Source organism: Streptomyces sp. NPDC048560, assembly GCF_040650955.1.
Taxonomy (GTDB): domain Bacteria; phylum Actinomycetota; class Actinomycetes; order Streptomycetales; family Streptomycetaceae; genus Streptomyces.
Genome location: NZ_JBEZIJ010000009.1, coordinates 50394 through 68217, shown reverse-complemented (window position 1 = coordinate 68217; position 17824 = coordinate 50394). Strand labels below are relative to the sequence as shown.

The 17824-nt window shown below is 70.2% G+C and carries 17 protein-coding genes; 11 read left to right on the top strand and 6 right to left on the bottom strand.

Translation table 11 applies throughout. From position 1 onward, the window contains the following. Positions 1 to 21: 21 nt before the first annotated feature. From AB0C82_RS23575 to AB0C82_RS23560, 4 genes are all read left to right on the top strand, one after another. Positions 22 to 621: a DUF1707 domain-containing protein gene (locus AB0C82_RS23575; RefSeq protein WP_362845348.1), complete on the top strand. Its 600-nt coding sequence runs from the start codon at positions 22 to 24 to the stop codon at positions 619 to 621. A gap of 117 nt (positions 622 to 738) precedes the next feature. Continuing rightward, a complete protein-coding gene (locus AB0C82_RS23570; protein WP_362845346.1) occupies positions 739 to 909 on the top strand; it encodes a hydrophobic protein in 171 nt (56 codons plus the stop codon). 90 nt (positions 910 to 999) lie between these two features. Beyond that, the gene (locus AB0C82_RS23565) at positions 1000 to 1593 is read left to right on the top strand and encodes an NAD(P)H-dependent oxidoreductase (RefSeq protein WP_362845344.1); all 594 of its coding nucleotides are present in this window, start codon (positions 1000 to 1002) and stop codon (positions 1591 to 1593) included. A 132-nt stretch (positions 1594 to 1725) separates the two neighbouring features. After that, positions 1726 to 3816 (top strand): ATP-binding domain-containing protein, encoded by a 2091-nt coding sequence (locus AB0C82_RS23560; RefSeq protein WP_362845342.1) that lies wholly within the window; start codon positions 1726 to 1728, stop codon positions 3814 to 3816. 30 nt (positions 3817 to 3846) lie between these two features. Here the strand turns inward: AB0C82_RS23560 and rox are convergent, their stop codons facing one another. Together rox and AB0C82_RS23550 are read right to left on the bottom strand one after the other, a co-directional pair. Further along, positions 3847 to 5271 carry a rifampin monooxygenase gene (gene rox, locus AB0C82_RS23555; protein WP_362845941.1) on the bottom strand — a complete coding sequence of 475 codons (1425 nt, stop codon included), beginning with the start codon at positions 5269 to 5271 and terminating at the stop codon, positions 3847 to 3849. Between the two features lie 459 nt (positions 5272 to 5730). Then, positions 5731 to 5970, bottom strand: coding sequence for a hypothetical protein (locus AB0C82_RS23550; protein ID WP_362845971.1), 240 nt, complete (start codon positions 5968 to 5970; stop codon positions 5731 to 5733). Between AB0C82_RS23550 and asnB the strand changes: the two genes are divergently transcribed. The 5 genes from asnB to AB0C82_RS23525 all read left to right on the top strand — a co-directional run bounded on the left by asnB (position 5908) and on the right by AB0C82_RS23525 (position 11327). Then, positions 5908 to 7005, top strand: coding sequence for an asparagine synthase (glutamine-hydrolyzing) (gene asnB / locus AB0C82_RS23545; protein WP_362845340.1), 1098 nt, complete (start codon positions 5908 to 5910; stop codon positions 7003 to 7005). The two genes, AB0C82_RS23550 and asnB, sit on opposite strands and share 63 nt — an antisense overlap. Further along, complete coding sequence (locus tag AB0C82_RS23540) at positions 6990 to 8210, top strand: acetyl-CoA C-acyltransferase (protein ID WP_362845338.1); 1221 nt, start codon at positions 6990 to 6992, stop codon at positions 8208 to 8210. The genes asnB and AB0C82_RS23540 overlap by 16 nt, the downstream gene beginning before the upstream one ends. Before the next feature lie 212 nt (positions 8211 to 8422). Next, complete coding sequence (locus tag AB0C82_RS23535) at positions 8423 to 9205, top strand: DUF4232 domain-containing protein (protein ID WP_362845336.1); 783 nt, start codon at positions 8423 to 8425, stop codon at positions 9203 to 9205. Positions 9206 to 9338: 133 nt separating this feature from the next. Next, a complete protein-coding gene (locus AB0C82_RS23530; RefSeq protein WP_362845334.1) occupies positions 9339 to 10757 on the top strand; it encodes a polysaccharide lyase 6 family protein in 1419 nt (472 codons plus the stop codon). Between the two features lie 201 nt (positions 10758 to 10958). Then, positions 10959 to 11327: an SH3 domain-containing protein gene (locus tag AB0C82_RS23525; RefSeq protein WP_362845332.1), complete on the top strand. Its 369-nt coding sequence runs from the start codon at positions 10959 to 10961 to the stop codon at positions 11325 to 11327. A gap of 50 nt (positions 11328 to 11377) precedes the next feature. Here the strand turns inward: AB0C82_RS23525 and AB0C82_RS23520 are convergent, their stop codons facing one another. The 3 genes from AB0C82_RS23520 to AB0C82_RS23510 all read right to left on the bottom strand — a co-directional run bounded on the left by AB0C82_RS23520 (position 11378) and on the right by AB0C82_RS23510 (position 13562). Continuing rightward, the gene (locus tag AB0C82_RS23520) at positions 11378 to 11701 is read right to left on the bottom strand and encodes a hypothetical protein (protein WP_362845330.1); all 324 of its coding nucleotides are present in this window, start codon (positions 11699 to 11701) and stop codon (positions 11378 to 11380) included. A 151-nt stretch (positions 11702 to 11852) separates the two neighbouring features. Continuing rightward, entirely contained in the window at positions 11853 to 12194 is a 342-nt protein-coding gene (locus AB0C82_RS23515) for a DUF5713 family protein (protein WP_362845328.1), read from the bottom strand. A 153-nt stretch (positions 12195 to 12347) separates the two neighbouring features. Then, positions 12348 to 13562, bottom strand: a complete 1215-nt coding sequence (locus AB0C82_RS23510; protein WP_362845326.1) for an erythromycin esterase family protein — start codon at positions 13560 to 13562, stop codon at positions 12348 to 12350. A 67-nt stretch (positions 13563 to 13629) separates the two neighbouring features. Between AB0C82_RS23510 and AB0C82_RS23505 the strand changes: the two genes are divergently transcribed. Continuing rightward, positions 13630 to 14490: a TioE family transcriptional regulator gene (locus tag AB0C82_RS23505; RefSeq protein WP_362845324.1), complete on the top strand. Its 861-nt coding sequence runs from the start codon at positions 13630 to 13632 to the stop codon at positions 14488 to 14490. Between the two features lie 199 nt (positions 14491 to 14689). Continuing rightward, positions 14690 to 16765, top strand: coding sequence for a SpoIIE family protein phosphatase (locus AB0C82_RS23500; protein WP_362845322.1), 2076 nt, complete (start codon positions 14690 to 14692; stop codon positions 16763 to 16765). Positions 16766 to 16798: 33 nt separating this feature from the next. Here the strand turns inward: AB0C82_RS23500 and AB0C82_RS23495 are convergent, their stop codons facing one another. Further along, entirely contained in the window at positions 16799 to 17761 is a 963-nt protein-coding gene (locus AB0C82_RS23495) for a LysR family transcriptional regulator (protein WP_362845320.1), read from the bottom strand. Between the last annotated feature and the right edge of the window lie 63 nt (positions 17762 to 17824).

The window sequence follows — 17824 nt, the reverse complement described above, 5'->3', positions numbered from 1 at the left end:
ACTGTACGTATCCTGGGGGCTATGACTGCTGAGCCGCCGGCACCGGACCGCCGGAACGAGTGGCGCGTTTCCGATGAGGAGCGCGAGGCGGTGGTGGAGCAGGTGAAGGTCGCCGCGGTCGACGGCCGGATCGACTTCGCCGAGCTGGACACGAAGGTGGGTCGTGCACTGGCGGCCAGGACCCGCGGGGATCTGGACGACGTCACCGCCGATCTGCCGCCCGTGGTTCCGGTGGACCCCGGACAGCCACTGGTTCTGAAGGGCGGCTACTACGGGGCCAAGCGCGTCGGGCCGTGGAAGGTGCCGGCCCAGGTGACCGCGTACGGCGGTATGGCAGGCGTCGTGCTCGACTTCACCCAGGCCGTCTGCCGCAGGCCGGTGGTCGATGTCGAAGTGCACGGCGAGGCAGCCGGAGTCACGATCGTCATCCCTGAGGGCTGGGCCGTGGAGACCGATGCCGTGGACCCCGGGTACGGCGGTGTGAGGGACAGGACTACCGGCGACCGGCTCCCCGGCACGCCCCTGATCCGCCTCACCGGCGACGGCGGACTGGCGGGCGTGATCGTTCGCCATCCCAACGGCAAGGAGCGGCGCAGACTGAAGCGCGAGAGCCCGCTGTGAGCCGCGCGTAGGTACTTCGGCCGGACGCGTCTGCCCGCACAGGGGGAGGGGAAACCCGTCCTTTCGGGTGCATGGTGCGCGACTGCCAGGGCACACGCTGCTCTGGAGGTGACAACCATGGTTCCCCTGCTTCTCGTACTCCTTCTCGCCGTGGTTCTTTTCGGTGCCGGTTTCGCGCTGAAGGCACTGTGGTTCGTGGCGGTAATCGTGCTGGCCGTATGGCTGCTCGGATTCGTCATGCGCTCCGCCGGGGCCGGTGGCCGACGCGGCCGTTGGTATCGCTGGTAGCCGTAGAAAACCCCTGCTCCAGCGCGTGTGGCCCAACCCGATACTCTCCGTGGAGAGTTGACGGTCCGGGGCGCCAGTGGGGGACGAAGAATGCGTATCGGTGTGTATCTCGCGCATCCGAGGTCGGGAAGCTTCAACCACGCGGTATTCGAGACCGTCGTGGAGGAGTTGCGCGGACGAGGCTGTGAGGTAGTGGCGCACGACCTCTGCGCCGAGGGTTTCGAACCGGCGCTCTCCGCCGGTGAGACCGGCACGGTTCAGTCGGCGCCACCTGCCCAGGACGGGCAGGTGGCGCTGCACCGCGCCGAGGTGGCCACGCTCGACGCCATGGTGTTCGTCCACCCGAACTGGTGGGGTATGCCCCCCGCTGTGATGACGGGCTGGGTCCAGCGGGTACTCGCGCCAGGTGTCGCCTACAAGCTCGGCACCGCGGAGGGTGAGCCCGCAGCGCTCCTGAGGGCCGGGAAGGCTCTCGTCCTCAACACGTCCGACACGCCTGCCGACCGGGAGGACGAGGAGTTCGGAGACCCGCTGGAGCGGATCTGGACGGCGTGCGTCCTGCCGTACGTGGGAGTCGGCGACGTACGGCGGACCGTCTTCCGCACGGTCGCGGGCGCGAGCGACGAGGCGCGGGCGGCTTGGTTGCAGCAGGCACGTCGGCAGGCCGCCGCACTGGTGGAGTGAGTCGGCAGAGCCTTTCGGCCGGCGCGCGAGTCGTGACCTGCCGGCGGCGGCTCGTGCGCTTCCCGGCGTAGCAGGCGCGAAGTAAACAGTGACTGAGTAATAAAAATGCTCTGGTTGCATTATTGTGGTGGCATGTCACGCACCGACTCCGCACTCGCCGACGCCCTTCATCAGGAGCGGTCCTTCCACGACGTCTGCCGTGCCGCACTGGACGCCATGATCGACGGTGCGCAGGAACGGGTGGTCGTCGGCGAGGACGTCTCCGCGTCCGGCGCCGACGCCGAAGTGCTCGGCTACCAGCTGCGGACCCAGGCCAAGGCGTTCCGGGAGCTGCCGGAAGGGCCCCTGTTCTTCGGCCGCCTCGACTTCACCCCGTCCGCCCGGACGGCGGGCGACCACGCCGGTCAGCGCTACCACATCGGCCGCCTGCGCATCACGTCCCATCCGTCCGCGCCGCCCCTCGTCGTGGACTGGCGCGCCCCCGTCGCCCGGGCCTTCTACCAGGCCGGCGCCCATGACCCGCAAGGTGTCGCGGTGCGGCGCCGCTTCGGCTGGTCGTATGCGAGCCGCGGCGACTCCGCAGATCTCACCGGCCTCGAGGACGAACACCTCGGTGCGGGGGAGACGCGGGAGAGCAGTATCGTCACCGGCGAGATCGAGCGTCCCCGCATCGGCCCCATGCGCGACATCGCCGCCACCATCCAGCCCGAGCAGGACCACCTCGTACGGGAAGACCTCGGCGCAAGCTTCTGCGTTCAGGGAGCCCCCGGCACCGGCAAGACCGCGGTCGGGCTGCACCGGGCGGCGTACCTCCTCTACACCTACCCGCAGCGCATCCAGCGCGGCGGAATGCTGATCCTGGGCCCCAACCGCACCTTCCTCTCCTACATCTCCGAAGTGCTGCCCGCCCTCGGTGAGACCGGCGTGAGGCAGTCCACCCTCGACGACGAGATCGCCCGGCACCCCGTCACCGCCCACGACAGCGAGCAGACGGCAGCCCTCAAACACGACATCCGGCTCGCCGAGGTCCTGCGTCGCGCGCTGTACGCCCGTGTGAGCCCGGAGCCGGCGCGGTCCATCACACTGGCCGACGGCTCCTACCGCTGGCGCGTACAGGCGGACGAACTGGCGCAGATCGTCCGTGACGTACGGGCCGAGGAACCTCCCTACGCCGTGGGGCGCGACCGGGTCCGCACCCGCATCGTGCGCCGGATCCAGCAACAGGCCGAGCACCGTGCCGGTCCGTGCACCAACCTCTGGGTGCAGAAGGTCTCGCGGGCCCGGCCGCTCACCACCGTCCTCGACGCCGTCTGGCCCGCCGTACGTCCGGAGGAGATCCTCGCGAACCTGCTCACCCATACGGACGTCCTGTCCGCCGCGGCGGACGGCGTCCTCGACGCGGGCGAGCAGAGCGCTCTGCTCCGGTCCGGGCCGCCGCGTTCCCACAAGTCGGCCCGCTGGTCGGCGGCCGATCTCGTACTCCTCGACGAGCTGGCCGGGCTGATCGAGCGCCCTGCCGGCTACGGGCACATCGTGATCGACGAGGCGCAGGATCTCTCCCCCATGCAGTGCCGTGTCATCGCCCGGCGCTCGCCGTTCGGCTCACTCACCGTCCTCGGCGATCTCGCCCAGGGCACCACCCCCTGGGCCGCACGTGACTGGCCGGGACTCCTCGCGCACCTGGGTAAACCCGAAGCCGTCGTCACCCCCCTGACCACCGGCTTCCGGGTCCCCGCCGCTGTCGCCGAGCTCGCCAACCGGTTGCTGGGTCATCTCGATGTGGACGTACCGCCCTCCCGCTCCCTGCGTCGCGACGGCAAGGCCGGCTTCACACGTGCCAAGGACACGGCCGCAGCAGCGGTCGCGGCGGTGAACGCGGCGATGGAGCACGCCGGTTCCATCGGTGTCGTCGCGGCCGACGCCGACGCGCCCGGACTGCGCGACGCACTCGCCGAGGCCGGAATCACCGCTCACGGGCCGGACACCCTGGGCGCACGCGTATCCGTGGTGCCGGCCTCGGCGGTCAAAGGACTGGAGTACGACCACGTGGTCGTCGTCGAGCCCGCAGCCATCGTCGAAGCGGAGCCCCGTGGCCTGAACCGCCTGTACGTGGCGCTCACCCGGGCCGTCTCCCGCCTGCACATCGTGCACACCAGGCCCCTGCCACCCGCACTGCGGCACGGGGAGGCGACCGTCGCCCACCACGTCGGAGCCCACTGGTGAGTCCTGGTCGCCCCTCCCGCCGATGCTGGCTCAGCTGTCGGCCGTACCGAACCACGTGGGCAGCCGGCGGAGCAGGTCCTGCTGATCCTCGCCGACCCACGCCACATGGCCGTCCGGCCTCAGCAGTACCGCGGGCACATCCAGTTCCTCGCCGACTACGATGTGGTCGACGCGGCCCGCCCAGCCCGCCACCGAGAGCCCGCCTGTCCCGTCGAGGAGCAGCCCGCGGCCACTGTGCATCAGCTCGTAGAGGCGCCCCTGCTTCAGCACCACGTCCCGCATCCGCCGGCCGAGGAGGTCGTGCCCTTCGCCGAAGTCGTAGCGCACATCGACCGCGGTGATGATGCCGGTGACGTACCGGTTCACCTCCTCGAAGTCCATCAGCTTCGTGAACAGCTCCCTCAGAGCTGTCGCACCCGGATCGGTTCCCAGCAAGGTGATCTGAGCGCGGGTGTTGTCCAGCACGCGGGCGCCCACCGGGTGCCGTTCGGCGTGGTAGCTGTCCAGCAGTCCGTCCGGCGCCCACCCGTCGACCTCGGCGGCCAGCTTCCAGCCGAGGTTGAACGCGTCCTGCACGCCGAGGTTGAGGCCCTGTCCGCCGGTCGGCGGGTGGATGTGCGCCGCGTCGCCGGCCAGCAGGACGCGGCCGACCCGGTAACGCTCGGCCTGGCGGGTGGCGTCGCCGAACCGCGACAGCCATCGCGGCGAGTGCGCACCGAAGTCGGTGCCCGCGACCGCCCGCAGCTGTTTCGCGAAGTCCTCCATGACCGGAGCTGTCGCACGGTCCTCACTCACACCGTCGGCGGGTACGACGACTCGGTACAACCCGTCCCCGAGCGGGACGGCACCGAAGCGCAGTTGCGTCCTGCGGACCTCCTCGACGACGGCCTCGATCGTCGCGGGATCCTCGTCCAGCGCCATCTCGCCCAGCAGTGTCTCCACCGTGGCGGGCTCGCCCGGGAAGTCGACGCCGATCTGTTTGCGCACCAGGCTGCGGCCGCCGTCGCACCCGACGAGGTAGCGCGAGCGCAGCTGCGTACCGTCCGCCAGCTCGACGCTCACCCCCTCGTCGTCCTGGCTCAGCCCGACCACTTCGCAGCCGCGCCTGATCTCCGTACCCAGTTCCAGCGCACGCTCGTTGAGCAGCCGCTCGGTGACCGGCTGCGGAGTGGCGACACCGTACGGGTGCGAGGTGTCCAGCCCGTCGGGCCAGGGCTTCATGATGCCGCCGAAGAGACCGCCGACCTGGAACTTCTCGCTGACGGCGAGGAACCGGTCCAGCAGCCCACGCTGGTCCATCACCTCGACGCTGCGCGTGTGCAGACCTTGCCCGCGGCCTTCCTGCGTCGGTTCCGTCAACTTCTCGAGTACGACCACCCGCACGCCGTGCAACCGCAGCTCGCTCGCCAGCATCAGGCCCGTCGGTCCGCCGCCGACCACGATTACGTCAATCATCACAACGCCCATTCGACGAGATTGGAGTTCACATGCGTCCTCAACACCGCACCGAGCGGCGCGTCTGCTGTTTGCCCAGGTAGTGGGCTTGGCCGGTCATTCTGCGGGACGACCCGGGCCTTGCCGCAAGCCCCCCGGTGCGCTATAAGTTGGGGAGGGCAAGGAGTGGATTCTCTCCTTGCCCTTCGTCGTTCCCTGCGGTTTACGGCCAGTCCTCGTTCACGCACCCGAGCCGCTCATCCCTGCCGACTCGGACGGCGTGGTGAACGTGTCCAGGCTCTCGGCGCATGACCACCGGTGACCTGGGCGGCTCTTGATCGTTCCAGTGACGGTGGCCTGAGCGTTTCGCGAGGCCACGGGCATCTGTCCGGCGCGGTACCGGCGCATGGGTGTCCTGGACTCAAGTGGACGAGCCCTTCTGCCGGGGCGGGGAGTTTCGACTGTGTGTGGGCTGACCGGCTATGCCGGGTTCGCGGGCTGCGTGCCCGGAGGGACCGAGAGCTTTTCGCTGAAGGAGATGACGGAGACCCTGGCCTGCCGGGGTCCGGACGCCTCCACGGTCTGGTCCGAGGAGTCGGCAGGTCTGGGGCACACCGGCTGGCCACCGTCGACTTCGTCGGCGGCCGGCAGCCCCTGGTGCTTGAGCGCGGTGGTCGCACGGCCCTCGTGGTGGTGTTCACGGGCGAGGTCTACAACCACACGGAACTGCGCGCGGAGCTGACCGCACGAGGACACCGCTTCCGGACCCGGAGTGACGGCGAGGTGGTGCTGCGGGCAGTCGACGAGTGGGCCGACGCGGCCCCCGCGCGCATGGAGGGCATGTTCGCCTACGCCTCCTGGGAGCCAGGACCGCGAAGGCTGACCCTGGTGCGCGACCGACTCGGGATCAAGCCCCTCTACTACGCGCAGATTGCCGACGGCGTGGTGTTCGGCTCCGAACCCAAGGCCGTGCTGGCCCATCCCGCCGTACCCTCCCGGCTGGACCTGGACGGAATGCGGGAACTGCTGCTGTCCGCCCATCCCATGATCAAAACCCCCGGGCGCAGCGTCTTCGCAGGGCTGGACGAGCTGACGCCCGGCACTGTCGCCGTGATCTCGCCCGAGGGCACACGCACTCGTCGCTACTGGTCACTGACACCGGTGGAGCACCGTGACGACCTGCCGACGACCGTGGCCCAGGTGCGCTCCCTGCTGGACGCAGCCGTGACGCGGCAGCTCCGGGCCGACGTCCCGGTGAGCGTCCTGCTGTCGGGAGGGCTCGACTCCAGCGCCATCGCCGCTCTCGCCCGTCACGCGGCCGACCCCCTGCACACTCTCTCTGTGGACCTCGGCGCCCGCATGTCTGACCGGGACGCGATGGGGCGTGACCCGGACGGCCCCTACGCGGAACTGATGGTGCGCCACCTGGGCAGTTCGCACCGGCGGGTGTCGCTGGACGCCCACGAACTGGCCGACCCGGCCGGGCGCGCCCACGCGGGGCGCCTGCGTGACGGACTCACCCTGGGGGACTTCGACACGTCACTGCTCCAGCTGTTCCGAGCGGTACGCGAGCACTTTCCGGTCACCCTGGCCGGGGACGAGGCCGACGAACTCTTCGGCGGCTACCGCTGGTTCACGCCTGAGACCGCCGCAGCAGAATTCTTTCCCTGGGACTCGGTGCTGGGCCGGGCCGACCTCACACGGCTGCTCGACCCGGCCCTCGCGGCCGCCCTGGAATCATGCAGAACGCCGTGATCACCTCCGCTGCCCGCACCCCCGTCGGCCGCGCCCACAAGGGCGCCCTGGCCGCCGTACGCCCCGATGACCTGCTCGCCCGCACCGTTGCCGAGGTACTCGTCCGCACTCCCGGTCTGGAATCCCGCAGCGTCGACGACCTGGTCGTCGGCTGCGCCCTGCCCGGAGGTGAGCAGGGCTTCAACATCGCCCGCATCGCCGCCGTGCTGCTCGGCTGGGACCACGTGCCCGGAGTCACGGTCAACCGCTTCTGCACCTCATCGCTCCAGGCGATCCGAATGGCAGCGCAGGCGGTTCGGTGCGGGGACGCCGACGTGGTGATCGCGGCCGGGGTCGAGTCGCAGTCCCGGCTGACGAACGGCAGCTCCGACACCTGGCCCTGCACCGAGAATCCGGCCTTCCGGGGCGCGGGCCTGCGCACGGTGGAGCGCTCCGGCGCAGGCACAGGACCCTGGGCCGATCCGCGCGATCGGGGGGAATGGCCCGACCCGTACATCCCCGTGGGCCTGGCCGCTGAGAACACCGCCGATCTCTACGGCATCACCCGCGCCGACATGGACGCGTACGCCGCTCGCTCGCACCGGCTCACCCAAGAGGCGCTGTCCGACGGTTTCCACTTCGGCGACACCCTCCCCGTCAAACTTCCGGACGGCACCACCTTCACGGCTGACGACTGCCCGCGCATCGGCGTGACCGAGGAGAGCCTCGCCGTACTGCCGCCGCGCTTCCGCCCCGACGGACGGGTCACCGCGGGCAACAGTGCCCCGCTCTCCGACGGGGCGGCCGCCGTGGTCGTGATGTCGGAGTCGTACGCGCGCGCCCACGGCCACCTGCCGCTCGCCCGTATCCTCTCCACCGCGGTCTCGGCCGGCACCCCCGAGACCGAGGGCCCGGTCCCGGTCACCGCGACCCGGGCGGCACTGACCCGGGCCGGGATGTCCCTGGAGGACATCGGTACCATCGCGGGCAACGAAGCCTTCGCCGCCCAGATCCTGGCCTACTGCGCCGAACTGGGCCTGGACCCTGAGCGGATGAACACGCACGGCGGTTCGATCGCCCTCGGCGAGCCCTACGGTGCGGCCGGCGCCCGCCTCACCACCACCGCGCTCACCACCCTGCGCCAGGACGACCTCACCACCGCGCTGATCACGGTGGTCGCCGCCGGAGGGCAGGGCATGGCCATGCTCCTGGAACGCACGTCCTGATCCTCGGGGCGGCGGCGTACGCGTGTCGGTGACACCCTTTCCGTGAGCAGGCCATCGCCGGCGCCACGCGGTCGACGGCCGGTCCGCGGACGTCAGCGGGACGTTAGCGGGACGTCAGCAGGACGGCAGAGCGCGGTCGCAAACTGAGAGCAGACCAGATGTTCGCACCGGACATCGACCACGCACCGACCGCATCACACGGGGAGCCCCACATGCGTACCTCCATCCGCCGCCCGGCCGTTCTCACCGCGACCGCCGTAGCCGTCCTCGGCATGGCGCTCACCGCCTGCGGTGGGGGTGACGACAGCGCGAAGAGCGACGGGGCGGCCGCCGTCGCGGCCTCGAACGCCGACAAGGGCGAAGCCGGTGCCGGCACGAGCGGTTCGACCACCGCTGGTTCGGGCACGACCGGTTCGGCCACCGCGGGTACGAGTGGTTCGACCACCGCCGGCTCCGGCACGAGCGGTTCGGCCGACGCGGGGACGGGTACATCGGGTTCGGACACGGCGGGTTCCACCGGCGCCGCCACACAGGCAGGCGCCAAGAAGGGTGCCGCCAAGTCCCCCGCCTGCACCGTCAACGACGTGAAGGTCACCGCGGCCAAGCAGGACGGCGTGCCCACCACCCACATCACGCTGACGGCCACGAACATCTCGGGCCACAGCTGCACGCTGCTCCAGTACCCGCTGCTCGGGTTCGGTGACCTTCCGCAGACGTCCAAGGACGTCCCGCCGGTCGCCAAGAGCAAGCCGGGCGCGCCCGTCGTACTGGCGGCAGGCGCCCCCGCGTACGCGGCCGTGCGGGTCAACAACGGTGGCGTCGACGACGCGAACCACGCCGTGACCTCGTTCTACGTGAACCTCTTCGCCTCCGGGGGTCCCGCCGAAGGCAGCAAGACCGTCACCGTGCCCAATGGAGGCATCGCCGTCGACGACGCGGCGGCGAAGACCGGCTACTGGACGTACGAGCTGCGCACCGGCGCCGACGACTTCTAGAGCCCGGCCCACCGTCACCTGTGCGCGACAAGAGGCCCCTGCACACTGACAACGCGTCCATCCGCTCCGTGAGCGGGTGGACGCGTCGGGCTGCCGTGGCGCCGCGGCCCTTCCCCCACCATCAGGAGGCATCATGCAACGACGTACGTTCCTCACGGGCACCCTGCTGGGCGCGGCGCTCGCCGCCGTGCCGTTCCACGCCTCGACGGCGACGGCCGCGACGGCCGGTTCTCTGACGGACCTGCAGAAAGCGATCGACGGGGCGGCTCCCGGCGACCAGATCGTCCTGGCCGACGGTACGTACACCGTTCCGTCGGGCGGCGCCATCAGAGTGTCGGGCAAGCACGGAACCGCCGACGCGCCGATCACCATCGTCGCCGAGTCGAGGGGCGGTGTGGTGCTGCGGGGCGAACGCGGCTTCGTCTTCAGCGATTCCAGTTACGTCACCGTCAGGGACTTCGCGTTCCGGCAGAGCACCACACTGGAGATCCCGGCCGGCTGTACGCGCATCCGGCTCACCCGCAACGACTTCGGCTTCACCGACGCGGGCAGCGGATTCGACTGGGTCGTCGTGCGGGGCGACGACGTCAAGATCGACCGGAACCACTTCCACGACAAGACCACCGAGGGCATCTTCCTCGTCGTGGACGGCCCTGGCTCCACCGCGATGGCCCAGCGCCTGCACATCTTCAGGAACCACTTCTCCGATCACAGCTTCGCCGGTGACAACGGCGGCGAGTCGATCCGCATCGGATACAGCGGGCGGGCGCTGTCCAGCGCCGACGCCGTCGTGGAGCACAACCTGTTCGAGCGGTGCGACGGGGACCCCGAGGCCATCTCGGTGAAGTCCTCGGACAACACCATCCGGTACAACACCGTCCGCGACAGCCGTGGCGGAATCGTGCTGAGGCACGGCAACAACTCCAGGGTGGAAGGCAACTACCTGATCGGGGGCGACAACGGTGTCCGCGTGTACGGCAACGACCACCTGGTGGTGAACAACTACCTCGGCGGCCTCTCGGACCGTGCCCTGGTGATCGGCAGCGGCACCACCCGCGACCACCACACCGGTGAGACGACCGAGGAGAGGCGCGGCAACGACGCCTGCGACCGCGCGGTGATCGTGCACAACACCCTGGTCGGAAACGCCAGGACGCTGACGGGGGAGAGCCGGGACCACGAGCCACGGAGCGTGATCATCGCCGACAACCTCCTGGTAGGCAGTGCCGGCACCCTGGTGGCCATGGGAGCGACCACGGGCTTCACCTGGCAGAGCAACATCCTGTGGGGCGCGGCTGCCAACGGCAACATCCCCTCCGGGGGCTACCGGCGGGTCGACCCGCTCCTGCGGCAGCAGGCCGACGGGATTCACCGGCTGTCGGCGGGCAGTCCAGCGATCAACGCGGCGACACTGGCCGGCCAGGCCGTGGCCGATGACATCGACGGCCAGCCGCGGGGCGGCACGCGTGACATCGGTGCCGACGAGTACGCGACCTCGGCTCCGGTCCGCCGCCCCCTCACATCAGCCGATGTGGGCCCCGACGCGTCATGAACTGCCTCCGGTAGGCAGGGAGCCGGGTGAGGGGACAGGCCCCCTCACCCGGCTCCGGCCGGCCCAGCGCCGAGCGAACCCAAACCCTCGGTGCACATCTGTTTTCCGGCCGTTCCGCACTCTTCCGGCCGGGGCCGCCTTCCCTCATGCTCCGGTCGTGCCCTCGGTATCGGACCCCGGGCCATCGGGAGGGGATCAGACATGCGCGAACGACGGTTGAGTTCGGCGGCGTTGACGGTGGCAGCACTGGCCGTACCTGCGGGGCTGGTGCTCGGTACTGCGGGCCTGGCCTCGGCGAACGCGTCCTGCGGCCAGAGCGGCCCGTTCTACGACGGCACCACCGTGACGATGACGGCGGGCGTGAGCGCGAACATGCGCAGCGGCTCCAGTACGGGCTGCGCCGTCAGGGGCTGGGCCGACCAGCGGGACACGCTGGTCTACTACTGCTACACGTGGGCCGCTGACGGTTCGACCTGGACGTATCTCAGGAACGCTCACGACGGCACGTACGGGTGGGTGAAAGACTCCCTACTGCCCAACAACGGCGCCTACGACCACTGCGGCTTCTGACGCAGGCCGCCTGCGCACGGCGCGTCGGCGACACCCCGACGCCGGCCCCGCTACAGCGGAACGCGCGCGACCAGTGCGGCCAGCAGTGCACAGGCGACCGCCGCCGCCCAGAAGCGGGGGGAGCGGGCGTCGTCGAGAACCTTGCGCGAGGTTCCGGCCTTACGGAGGCCCTTCTCCACGAGTGGGGCGATACCCACCGCGACGTACACCCTGACTGCCGTCTCCAGAAGACGCCAGCCGTCTTCGGGAGGCAGGAGGAGGAACGCCATGGCGAACCCGGCGGAGACGGCCGACTCCAGCTTCCAGCCGCGGCTGTGCCGTACGACCAGTACCGCCTGGGCGGCCAGGAGCAGGAGGAATACGGCTTGCGACACGATCACTGATTCGCCCTCGCTTCTGGAAGTGAGAGAAATGCCGGGGAAGTTCGGAGCAGGCCGAGTGGGCGTGTAACCGCTGTGGCACCTTACGGAATCGGCCTACGCTGAAGAGCCTGTCACCACCGGCAGCGGACCTCCACAGGATTACCTACCAGTCCCGGGTGCCGATCAACTCCTCACCGTCCGCGGCTGAGAACCCGTAGGCCGACGCCACGAACCAGAAGTCCCCGCCGATCTCCTCCCGTGCGACGGTCTCGATCTCGCTTCCCGCGACCACGAACTCCGCGTCCAGCTGATTGAATTCCTCAGTCGCCGCGTGAGTGAGCACGTACAGCGCTGCCAAGTCGGATGGCCGCTCCGCCTCTATGCGTTCACACAGCCGCAGGAGGATGGCCCGTCCCTTGTCGACGACGTGATCCGGGTAGTACGCGTCCGCGTAGAGCTGCTGCAGAAAAGCGTGTTCCGCCACCTGCTGGTTCGTCACCGGCATGATGCTCCCTTGCCCTGTGTATGACACGAGGAATCGACATGCCGATCATGCCTGGAGCCTCTGACACTCGCCCATGACGTCTGACGTCTGACGCAACGGTTCGTCGGCGAACTTCAGGTGTTGCACCAATTCCGCTGAGCCGATGAGGTCCGGTCAGAGCCCCTGAGGTCTCGTGACGTCCTTGACGAACACGATGCCGTCACTGGCCGCCAGGTGGGCGGGGTCGAGCGGGGCGTAGCCGAACCAGGGGGAGACGCGGGGTGCCGGCAGCGTGTCGCCGAGCGTGGTGGCCAGCCGCGAGGCGTCGATGACGCAGGTGTCCTCCGGTAGCGCGTACAGCAGCCCTTCGAGGGTGTCGGCCGGAGGCGTGTCCACTGCCTGGTGCCGAACGGTGCCGAGAGCCGTGGCGACGAAGGCGTAGTCCGCGCCGAGCCGGGCGTTCACGAGCGCACCGGCACTCCACCACTCAAGCGGCGCCCCGCCCATCCGCATCGTGCTCTTCTCCCGCTGGAGATGGGAGTTGTGGGCGTGGACGAGCGCCGGGCCCCGAGCGGCGACGGCGAGGAGGTTGTGGGCCATCATCTGGTCCCGCACTACAACGAGCCGTGCGAAGCGGGTCGTTGAGGTGTCGGCCATCCAGTGGTGGTAGCGCAGCAGGCCGGTAGCGGTGCGCCCGTACAGACGCGCCCGGTCCCAGCCTTCCCGCGAGGTCGCCATGAGCAGATGCGGCGCCTGGGTGTCGAGGAGGTTCACGAGATCGTCGGCGATCAGCCGCAGCTCACCCGCCTCGTCCGACCGCCCCACGGACCGGGACGGGTCCCTCATCGCGGCGGGATCCGTCCACCGTTCGTCCGTGCCGAGCAGGCGGTCGAGTGTGTCTGCCGTGCAGGGGAGGAGGTCCGTGTCCACTCCGGCGGAGGTCAGGTAGCCGTGGAGCGCGGTGAGAGCCTCCCGTGGGCTCGCTGCGGCGGCGATCTCCAGCGGGCCGTCGAAACCTGCGAAACGGAGCCGGTCGGACGCGGGCCGGCCGTCGTTGAACTCGCGCATCCAGCATACGAGTTCGCGGTTGGCCGCAGACGCGCCCCAGCCGTGGCTGAATCCGTGCTCCATGACCTCGTCGAGCGTGCCCGCGCCCCCGGTGACGTAGTCGTCCACGACCAGGCCCATCATGCAGTCGCTCTCGATCGTGATCGCCCGGTAGCCCTCCTGCTCGACGAGCTGCCGGAAGAGCTCGTTGCGCAGTCCGAGAAGAGTGTCCTCGCCGTGCGTGGGCTCGCCGAGGGCGAGCAGACGGGGGCGGACCGTCAGCATCCTCATGAGGGCCGCAGCCTGTACGGCGTGGACGGTGTCCTTGATGTCGATAGCCATGCCTTAAACGCTATCGTTGAACCATCGGTTGAAACTTATTCCTGCGATTCGCGCTACCGTCGGCCTCATGGGGCAAAACCTTCAAAGCAGTGAACGGCTCAGGCCGGTGGATCTGGCGCGCGGGCACGGGCTGTCGACGCAGGCGGTCAGGAACTACGAGGAGGCCGGCATCCTTCCGGCCGCGGGCCGCACGCCCCACGGCTACCGCACCTACACCTCCCTGCACGCGGGGGCTCTGCGCGCGTTTCTCGCCCTGGTGCCCGGCCACGGTCACCGGACGGCGGCGTCGATCATGCGAGCGGTCAACGAGGGCGAGACCGACGGGGCGTTCCCATTCATCGACGAGGGCCACGCCCAGCTCCTGGAGGACCGGAGGACGCTCCGGGCCGTGGAGAGCGCGCTCCGCGACCTGGCCCCCACCACGGCGTCCGGACCCGACGCCGAATCCGTGTCCGGGCGTGGCGACACGTTCATCGGCCCGCTGGCGGGGCGGCTCGGGATCCGGCCCGCGACGCTGCGCAAGTGGGAGCGCGCCGGCCTGGTGCGCCCACGCCGCGACCCGCGGACCGGATACCGCGTCTACGACGAGGCCGACGTACGGGACGCCCGGCTGGCCCACCAGCTCAGGCGAGGCGGCTACCTGCTGGAGCAGATCGCCCCGCTGATCACGCAGGTGCGGACGGCCGGCGGGCCGGAGCTGCTGGAGGCCACACTGCGTGACTGGCAGGATCGGCTGTCCGCCCGCGCGCGGGCCATGCTGACGGGTGCGGCGGAGCTGGACACGTACCTGAGGCAGCGCGATGCCATCGCGGAGGGCTCTGTTGCGGCCGACGCCGCGGTCGCCGCCCCGGCCGATGTATCCGCCGGTGTCCCGGCCGACCTCCCCGCCGCCGTCCCGTCCGCCGGTGTCGGCTCCATGCCCGGCTGAGCCCTGTCCCTCAACGCTTCGCAACGCGGCTGACCGACGCCGCCGGTCGTCAGCCCGGCCACGTCGTTGCCGGTCCGACGACAGAGCGCTGCGGGGGTGGCTCGGGAGGGGGACTATGGGAGGGAGTCGGCGCCTGCAGGGTGTCCGCCTGCGGAACGCCGCAAGCACGGTCTGCCTGCGGCGGAAGGAGCGGCAGACGATGGCTACAGACGGGCCTCAGGCGGATCCGGGCTCCGCGGGACGCGCTCAGCTGGGCGGCTCGCCTCCCGGAGGTCTCCTTGACGTCCTCGGCGTGGCTGCGATCGTTCTTGATTCGGACGGCCGGATCGTGTTCTGGAGTCCGCAGGCGCATGAACTGATCGGCTACAGCGCGGAGGAGGCGCTCGGCCAGCTCGCCATCCAGCTCCTGGTGGCGGAGGAACATGTCGATCTCGTGCTCCGCCTCTTCGGTGAGGTGATGTCCGGCGAAGGGAGTTGGGCGGGCACCTTCCCCGTACGGCACAAGGACGGCGGGACACGACTGCTGGAGTTCCGCAACATGAGGTTGCTGGACGACCTCGGGGACGTGTACGCCCTCGGGCTCGCCACCGACCAGGCGACGCTGAGGCGGGTCGAGCGCGACCTGGCCCTGTCCGTCCGGTTGGTCGACCAGTCACCGATCGGTCTGGCCGTCGTGGACAAGGATCTGCGGTACGTGATGGTGAACCCGGCCCTTGAGCGGATCAACGGCATGTCCGCGAACGACCACCTCGGCCGGAGTGCGGAGGCGGTGTCGTTCATGGGCGGCAGCATCGTCGATTCCGCGATGCGGCAGGTCCTGGCCACGGGTGTTCCGCTGGTGGACCAGTACACCGTCGGCCACACACACGATGACCCCGACACCGAACATGCCTGGTCGGTGTCCTTCTACCGGCTGGAGGACTCCAGCGGGAAGGTTCTCGGCGTCGGTGTCTCGGCGGTGGACGTGACCGACCGGCACCGTGCGGCGCTGGACGCCGAGCGGGCACGGCACCGCCTGAGCGTGGTCGCGGACGCGTCCGTTCGCATCGGCACCACGCTGGACCTGGATCAGACCGCCCGTGAGCTGGCCGATGTCGCTGTGCCCGAGATTGCGGACCTGGCCGCGGTGGACGTTCTCGAGGCAGCCCTCAAGGGGCACCGCAATCCGGATCCCTCCCACGGTCCTGCCGTGTTCCGAGCCCTGGCCGTCGTCACCGCCTATCCCACGGCCGCCGTCTCCGCGGCCGACCCGCCGGGCGAAGTGGCCCGTTACGACGCCGAACGGCTCATCGCCCGCTGCGTCAACACCGGGCGGCCCGTCATGGTCCCGCACGTCGGCGAGGCCGATCTGCGGCTCATCGCCCGCAACGCGCAGTCCGCCACGCTCCTCGCCGAGGCGGGTGTCCACTCCTACCTGGCCGTGCCCCTGATCGCCCGCGGGGAAGTCCTCGGGGCCCTCGACCTCGTACGCGCACAGAACCCGCTGCCCTTCACCGACGACGATGCCACGCTGGCCGGTGAACTGGCGGCCCGCGCCGCCGTGTGTATCGACAACGCCCGCTGGTACCAGGCGCAGCGGGACACGGCTCTGACCCTCCAGCGCAGTCTTCTGCCGCACCCGCCGCCGTGCCTCTACGGCCTGGAGGTCGCCGCCCGCTACCAGCCCGCGGGCGCCGCCATCGAGGTGGGTGGTGACTGGTACGACGTCCTGTCCCTGACCGACGACAGAACGGCGCTCGTCGTCGGTGACGTCATGGGCAGCGGCATCAACGCCGCCAGCACCATGGGGCGGCTCCGTACCGCCACCCAGACGCTCGCCGGTCTGGACCTGCCGCCCGCGGACGTACTCCGCAATCTGGACAGGATCACCGCCGGGCTCGACCCGTACATCGCCACCTGCATCTATGCGCTCTACGACCCCCACACCGCGCAGTGCCAGATCTCGACGGCCGGACACCTGCCCCCCGTCCGCATACGGCCGGGACACCGGCCCGAACTCCTCGACCTGCCCACCGGCGCCCCGCTCGGCGTGGGCGGCGTGCCCTTCCGTACCACCTCCGTCGACCTGGACCCGGGTGACCAACTGCTCCTGTACACCGATGGACTGGTCGAGACGCGCGACCAGGACATCGACGCCCGTCTCGACATGCTCGTCGCTCTCCTCGACGGTCCGCAGCGCAACATCGAAGGCACCTGCGATCACCTGCTGGCCGCACTGCGCCAGCCCAGCAACCATGACGACGTGGCGCTGCTCATCGCCCGTATCCGCCGGTGATCCTCCGGCCGGAGAGCTGTCCCGGGCCTACGGTCACCAGGTCCGCCCCGCCTTGAGCAGAAGGTCGCGGACCCGGACGACGTCGGGGTTGTCCGGAGTGCCCGGCCGTTGGACGAGATAGGCGGTGTTGATGGGCGGGTCCTCCGGCTCGTGCAGGAGGACGAGGGTTCCGGAGGCGATCTCGTCCAGACACAGATAGCGCGGCAGGACGGTGAAGCCGGCACCCGCGACGACTGCCGCGCGCACACCGCGCAGGTCGGGCACGGTGACGGCGGCCCCGCAGGACAGGCGCGTGCCGAAGACGTGGCGCCAGTAACGGCGCGCGATGGGCAGGTCCTCCGCGTACGTGACGAGGGGGACGGTGTGCAGTGCGGCCGGGCCGACCGTCGCGAGGCGTGGCATGAGACGGCCGGCCCACGAGGGCGCGGCCACCAGCACGAACTCCTCGTCCATGAGCGGAACGGCGGTCACTGTCCTGCCGCGCGGCCGGGACGTGGCGATCACGAGATCGTGACGCCCCGCGCGGAGCTCCTCCAGGAGCGGATCGGTGAGATCCATGCTCACGCGGAGGCGTACGCCCGTGGCGGTCAGAGGGGCGAGCGCCGGCAGAACGAGGGAGCACAGCAACTCGGCCGGCCCGGCGAGGTGTACGGGAGCGGCCCGCTCGTTCGTCGCCGTGTCCTGGCCCGTGGCGGCGGCGAGCGCGTCGAGAGGTGCGGCGACGCGAGCCACGAGGTCATGCGCCACCGCGGTCGGGGCCACGCCGCGCGGCAGCCGCTCGAACATCTCCCGGCCCGCCTGCCGCTCCAGGGCACGGATCTGTGTGGTCACCGTGGGTTGCGACAGCCCCAGCAGCTTGGCGGCGGCGGTGAAGGAACCTGAGCGGTACACGGCCAGGAACGTACGCAGCAGGTTGAGGTCCGTCACCACCGGCGCCGTGGACTGGCCGGGGGAGTGCGGCGGGATGCCGCTGCCATGCGGATCTTCATGCCTCATGGGTGTGAGCCTAATTTTTCCGATGACGCTTCGCGCCGGGCGGTCGGGCGGCGCGGCCGAGGT